Annotated in this window: 7 protein-coding genes; 5 read left to right on the forward strand and 2 right to left on the reverse strand. The window is 42.7% G+C overall.

Annotation, left to right across the window (positions count from 1 at the left end):
* The 5 genes from ACWATR_RS38335 to ACWATR_RS38355 all read left to right on the forward strand — a co-directional run.
* A partial coding sequence (locus tag ACWATR_RS38335) for a CHAT domain-containing protein (protein ID WP_460345121.1) occupies positions 1–1,239 on the forward strand: 1,239 nt, incomplete at its 5' end.
* A 400-nt stretch (positions 1,240–1,639) separates the two neighbouring features.
* The gene (locus tag ACWATR_RS38340; protein WP_460345124.1) at positions 1,640–2,671 is read left to right on the forward strand and encodes a tyrosine-type recombinase/integrase; all 1,032 of its coding nucleotides are present in this window, start codon (positions 1,640–1,642) and stop codon (positions 2,669–2,671) included.
* Positions 2,672–2,674: 3 nt separating this feature from the next.
* On the forward strand, positions 2,675–3,142 hold the full coding sequence (locus tag ACWATR_RS38345) for a hypothetical protein (protein ID WP_460345127.1): 468 nt from the start codon (positions 2,675–2,677) through the stop codon (positions 3,140–3,142).
* A gap of 2 nt (positions 3,143–3,144) precedes the next feature.
* Positions 3,145–3,834 (forward strand): hypothetical protein, encoded by a 690-nt coding sequence (locus ACWATR_RS38350; RefSeq protein ID WP_460345130.1) that lies wholly within the window; start codon positions 3,145–3,147, stop codon positions 3,832–3,834.
* A 295-nt stretch (positions 3,835–4,129) separates the two neighbouring features.
* Complete coding sequence (locus tag ACWATR_RS38355) at positions 4,130–4,456, forward strand: hypothetical protein (RefSeq protein WP_340096512.1); 327 nt, start codon at positions 4,130–4,132, stop codon at positions 4,454–4,456.
* Between the two features lie 98 nt (positions 4,457–4,554).
* Here the strand turns inward: ACWATR_RS38355 and ACWATR_RS38360 are convergent, their stop codons facing one another.
* Together ACWATR_RS38360 and ACWATR_RS38365 are read right to left on the reverse strand one after the other, a co-directional pair.
* Positions 4,555–4,746, reverse strand: a complete 192-nt coding sequence (locus ACWATR_RS38360; RefSeq protein WP_460345133.1) for a hypothetical protein — start codon at positions 4,744–4,746, stop codon at positions 4,555–4,557.
* Positions 4,747–4,810: 64 nt separating this feature from the next.
* A partial coding sequence (locus ACWATR_RS38365; protein WP_460345136.1) for a glycosyltransferase occupies positions 4,811–5,968 on the reverse strand: 1,158 nt, incomplete at its 5' end.

Genomic DNA, 5,968 nt, shown 5'->3' on the forward strand with positions numbered 1-5,968 from the left:
GTTACTTACAATTATGAATTGGCTCTCCAGCAGATAGAAGCAAGATATCAAGCCGAATTAAAAGGTAAAGATGAACAAATTACTATTTATCGCCAACATCAAGCGGATTTAAAAGAATTAATCCACTTGATAGCTCCCACGGACAAGAAATTCACCCAAGGAAAGCTAGTAATTTTAAAATTAGGTAAAGGGGATTTAAGTACAGGATTTTCAATTATAGTACAAATTAGTAGAGAAGGCGAACGCCCATATTTTGAATCTCATGGACAATTACCTTCATCGTCCGAATTAGTTTTAGCATACCAGAAATGGCAAGCTGCATATTTCCACAGCTTACAAGGAAGTTTGCGAATCAAGTTTCCAGAAACACAAGTTACCAATATTAGTCAGCGAGAATTATTTAAAGAATGCGATACATTAGCAGATAATTTCAGAAAACAAGTAAATTTATGGTTAAACTCGGAACTATTTCGCCCTATTAAAGAACAACTCTTAGAAAAACTAGATCCTTCAGAATCTATTCGGATACTTCTGCAAACAGAAGATAGCCAGTTACGGCGGATACCCTTGCAGCTTTGGGATTTCTTTGAACGCTATCCTCATGCTGAAATTGCTCTTTCTTCAACTACTTATGAGAGGAAAGAAAAGTCTATCTCCTCAAAGTCCCATGTCAAAATATTAGCTATATTGGGAGATGGCACTGGTATTAATATTCAACAAGACAGAATTTTACTTGAACAATTACCTCATGCAGAAATCAAGTTTTTAGTAGAGCCACAACGCTCGATGCTCAATGATGCACTTTGGATGCAACCTTGGGATATTTTGTTTTTTGCTGGTCATAGCTTTACTCAGTCGGAACGAGAAATTGGTCATTTTCACATCAATGACTCTGATAGTTTAACTATTGCCGAGTTAAAAAATGCTTTGACGAAAGCTATTGGACAAGGTTTACACTTAGCAATTTTTAACTCCTGCGATGGTTTGGGATTAGCAACTAATTTAGCTGATTTACATATTCCCCAAATGATTGTCATGCGTGAACCAGTCCCTGACAAAGTAGCACAGGAGTTTTTGAAGAATTTTCTTGCAGAATTTTCTAGTGGTAAACCTTTATATCAATCAGTACGTGAAGCACGCTTGAAACTACAAGGTTTGGAGGATAAGTTTCCTTGTGCGAGTTGGTTGCCAGTAATCTGCCAAAATCCCGCCGAAATCCCTTGTAAATGGCATTTTTAAGCAATTACTCCTTATGCGTTTTATTATATAGTTAGCTTGTTTCTAATGACCACTTCGCTATTTTAAGGACTTTAAAGCAACTGTCCGGTTATGGCGGCTTTTTACGGAGAGTTAGTTCACTTACCCAAGATTTGTAAAGATTTTCAACAATTCACCTCAGTACCAAGATTGAGAAGCATTCTAGTGCTTCGCCACACAAACTTTGCGTGGTGGCAAGCTCTTGGGCAGAGGGAAAAGAACTTGTACAAATCTCTCCCCTGCTCCCCTGCACAAGCGCCGACCTCCACAAGCGCATTTTTGGGTTGGTGAAGTACTAGTGACACGGTAGCCAGATTTTCCCTAAATTCACATACAATTTTGGGTGTTAGTTCCACACTGCTTCTAGGCGATCGCGATCAAGATGGTAAATAATCCTCAGTTTGACAACCTACCGCCAATCAAGTTGATCCACATACAGGATCAAGGATCATCAACCCCACAGGGAGAATCTAGAAGCAGGGCAGGAAAAATAGCTGCACCCACAGACATACGGTGGATAAAAGTACTGGAGTTTTTACGCAGCACCAATCTTGCGCCTAACAGTCGCAAAATGTACGAACGTGAACTGAAGCGGTTTTTGGCATGGAGTGAGCTGCATTATCATGAACTGCGTCCACGTCACCTTGCATTATATAAAGAATATCTCCGTGATGAAATACTGACTGATGCAGGTAAACCGCTTTCAAAAAGCAGCATCAATGCAGGAATTGCGGCTCTCAAAAGCTTTTTCAAATGGATGTGTTACACGTATCCTGAAATTATTGCTACTAATCCTACACTGGGGATAAAACTGGAAAAAGTGCCACTGCCACCAGCCCAAAGTTTGACCCCTTCAGAAATGGAGCGGGTTTGGTCAGCTTTGGAATTGCTCCAAGAAACAAAGCAACGAGATACAGCACTCGTTCACATCCTTAGTCATGGACTCCGGGCTGGGGAAGTTGTGCAGCTAAATGTTGGCTCATTTGATGGCAAGCTCCTGTTTTTACCAGACACCAAAACCAATGAACCACGCTTAGTTCCACTGCGAAAAGAGAGCCGGGAAGTTTTAGCAGAGTATTTGCAATTGCGCTCACAGCAAGGAGAGGTGTTAAACAGCCTTAGTCCACTGATGATTTCACACCATGCTTCATACAAAGGTGAACGCTTGAGTTATCACGGCATTTACTTCGCTGTGGAAAAAATCGGTGAAATAGCTCACATTGAGGATTTGCACCCTCACTCCTTTCGACATACTTACGCCACTGACTTATTGCTATTGGGAGTTGACCCCAGCCATGCACGAAAATTAACAGGACATCAAAGCGAGAAAGCATTTCGGCGTTATACCCTTCGCAGTGAGCAAGAAGCTGCGATCGCTGCTTATTATCGGGCAATCGGTGAAGAAGTGGAGTAAGGTATGCCCAAGCCACTCGATCCCAAATGTCAGCTATGTTCCAAACTACCAACTGCCCAAGCCAAAGTTTTACATGGAACAGCAGGGGACGGGTGTTGGAATCCAAAAGTCTGCCACAATCGTCGCTCATTCTATCGTTGCCGGAGTGAAAGTCATTCAGCAGAAATTGATGCAATCGCAGTTGAACCACCAGCAACGTATTTTGCAGTGCTGTATTTGTATAAAGAACCAGGGGATAAACCATTACACGCTATGTCGGCAGAACTCTGGCTGGGGCAACAGCCTATTTGTCGCCTGGAACCAATTCACTGCTTTGGGCTAACGGCTGGCAAGATCCGCGCCTATACAGATCAGGTGTTGCAGGCGTTTGCTAAACAATACAGTGTTTCACTATATCAATATAAGGATATGTTTGAGATTAGCTCAAGCTACTGCCCAGTGCGACCCTGCCCGTTAAATCCAGAATCCTAGAGATGACCACATACCACCAATTAACAATTTGGGATGTGCTTGATGAGTTGTCCGAATCTCCACCCACATCTTCACTTGTACCGATGTGGGAATGTTTAGATGCGGAGCTTGACAAATTACCTTTGGAGGCACAGTTATCAACCGCAGCGCTTGCCTTCAGTCAGATTGCAGATATTCTTAAGTCTCGTGCCGAAGTGCTGTTGCAAGATACCCGCGATCGCAATAGTCTTTTAGGGCCAATTGTTAGCACCGATCTCTTTGCTGGTTTAGTGCGGACAACAATGCACCTAGATTTAGATGATTTGATTGAACCGGAAACACCACAAACCTTTAAACCACATGGCCCACACCAATTTTCACATCCTACTGAGTTGGGTGATTCTGTAGTAGCACCTGTTGAAAAAGCGAATGTTTTGGCAATGCTCGATGAGGTGACAACTTTAGAAGATGTTCGCAATTTGGCATCAGATGAGGATGTCCAAAAATGGCACAGCGCCATCGCTAACCACCTGATAAATGTCAAAGATGAGATTTCTTTGGTTAAACTGCAACGTGTGTTGCAAATGCCGATGGTAGAAGTCTGGTTGGGATTATTACTGGGTGGGTTTACATTAGAACAACGTGGTGATTTTTATCACAACCATAATGTCTGGGTGAAAAGCTCTCCGATTACTACCAGTAACCTCGTTTAAATTTTGTAAGTTCCTTAATTTTTGAAGAAGGCAGTTCTTGCAGAAGGCTTTATGTTTCTGTTCATGCAGCGAAACTTTCTTGCTCGGTCGCGGCTTTAACGCTAGGGTCGCTGGGGCGGCGGAGCGAGAAAACACCGTAACGCAATCGCGCTGTGTTGTACTTTTCGCCTCCTATGCAAAACTAGCAGTCTAAAGCGTGTCAGGCTTTTCAGTCCGGGAACTGTTGCTAAAATAACGGGCAGATAAAGGTCACAACTTTATATAATCTTTAGTAGAGGACTAAGCTTAACCTAAAATGACCGACACGCCTGAATACTTCCCAAGCAGACTAGACCGCATTGAACAAATAATGCTAGGGCTTGCCGAACGACAAGCTAACACTCAACAGCAGTTAGACTCACTTACCGAAAATGTAAATCGTGTATTAGCCAGGAGTGCCATCTTGGACGACGTACTACTTGAATTACGCGACTCACACGAGGAACATCAGCGTAATTTTGAAATACATCAGCGCAACTTTGAAGAACACCGTCAGGACTTTCAAGAACACCAACGCACTACCAACGCTGCACTACAAAGTCTTGAAGCTATCTTGCTACAATTAACTCGAAATCATTCTTGAAATGCAATCGCATGAAAGGAAATTTCCAGCAATTCACCTTCAAATAAAGCAATTCCTCTTGCCACTAATGCTGACCTTGGATCGCATATACGCACTTATCACCGTTCATCCTTCAGCCACTCCAACCCCATCCGCAACGCTGCCTCCGCCGTGTAATAAATCTTTTGTTCCCCGAATATACCACCCGTGCGGCTGATGATACGGAATTCCCAACAATGCCCTGGCGTGTAGAAAACCATTAGGATACTGCCATTCATACAGAGTACCGTATAAATTTTAACTTGAGGCATTTACTGCTGTTGTGGGTGTGATGATGTATTACGGTTATCTGGGATTTCTCACCCAAATAATAACTTACCCAATCAACCCCAAATGCCGATGGAAAACTTCAACTGCATTCGCCACACCATCTTCATCCCTTAACTTCTGGCCTAACTCCTGGGCTTTCTTCTTCATCACCTCATCACCCAAAACTACTTCAATCGCTGCTGCTAAAGTTTTTTCTGATACCTTATGGTACGGTATTGGTTGTGGGCTAACTCCCAATCGGTTTAGCTTTTCACCCCAAATCGGCTGATCTGCAAAAAAGGGTACGGTAACTGATGGTGTCCCTGCACGTAACACTGCCGCCGTTGTACTAGCTCCTCCATGATGTACTACTGCTGGCACTTGAGGAAATAACCAATCATGGGGAACTTCCTTGATCACAAACACTCGTAGCGAATCTTTTACATTTACCGTTCTTCCAACATTACCCCATCCTGATAATATAATCCCGCCTTGATGGGTTTTCTTTAAAGCTTCCACTATATAGTGTGTGAGATATTCTGGATTGGGCATAGTCATACTGCCAAATCCAAAACACAAAGGCAATTGCTTTCGTCCCAGAAAATCCTCTAGTTCCAGGGGTGGCTCGTAGTCGGAGGCTTGATCAATAAACCAAAAACCTGTCACATACGCCCAATGCGGCCAGTCTTTTGGTTTTGGGATTACGTGTGAACTAAATCCATACAGTACCGGGATTCGTGATACATTCGCCGGAGCTTTTTGTCTAAAACGTCTACCTAAATATGGCAAAGGCGGCAATTTCAAAGTTTCGGTTCTGAAATGATTGAGCAATGGACGGTATCTTTGCCAGTGCAAAAACTCTACTAACAAGTAGCTGCCATAGTTGATTGCTTTCTTTAGTGGGTTTTTAGTTATCTGACCAAATCTCAAAAACCCAAACATCCCTGTAGGAGTCAACGGTAGAACTGATGCAAAAAAGCAGGGTACGCCTAATTTCTCTGCAATGTGATATCCAAAGGTAGCTAACGGCGTGTAAATAATTACTTCACTTCCAATACACGCACTCCAAGCTGATTCCAACTGTTGAAGTAAAAGCTTATCTCCTTCTTCTTTTTTCAACTTTTCTCCCGCAATCAATCGCTGCCCTTGTTTTGATTGCAAAAACTCTTCCATATTGCCAGCTATAGGTGCAAACTCTAAATCGAACTTTCTAACAAACGACTC

This window comes from Nostoc sp. UIC 10890, from assembly GCF_054786515.1.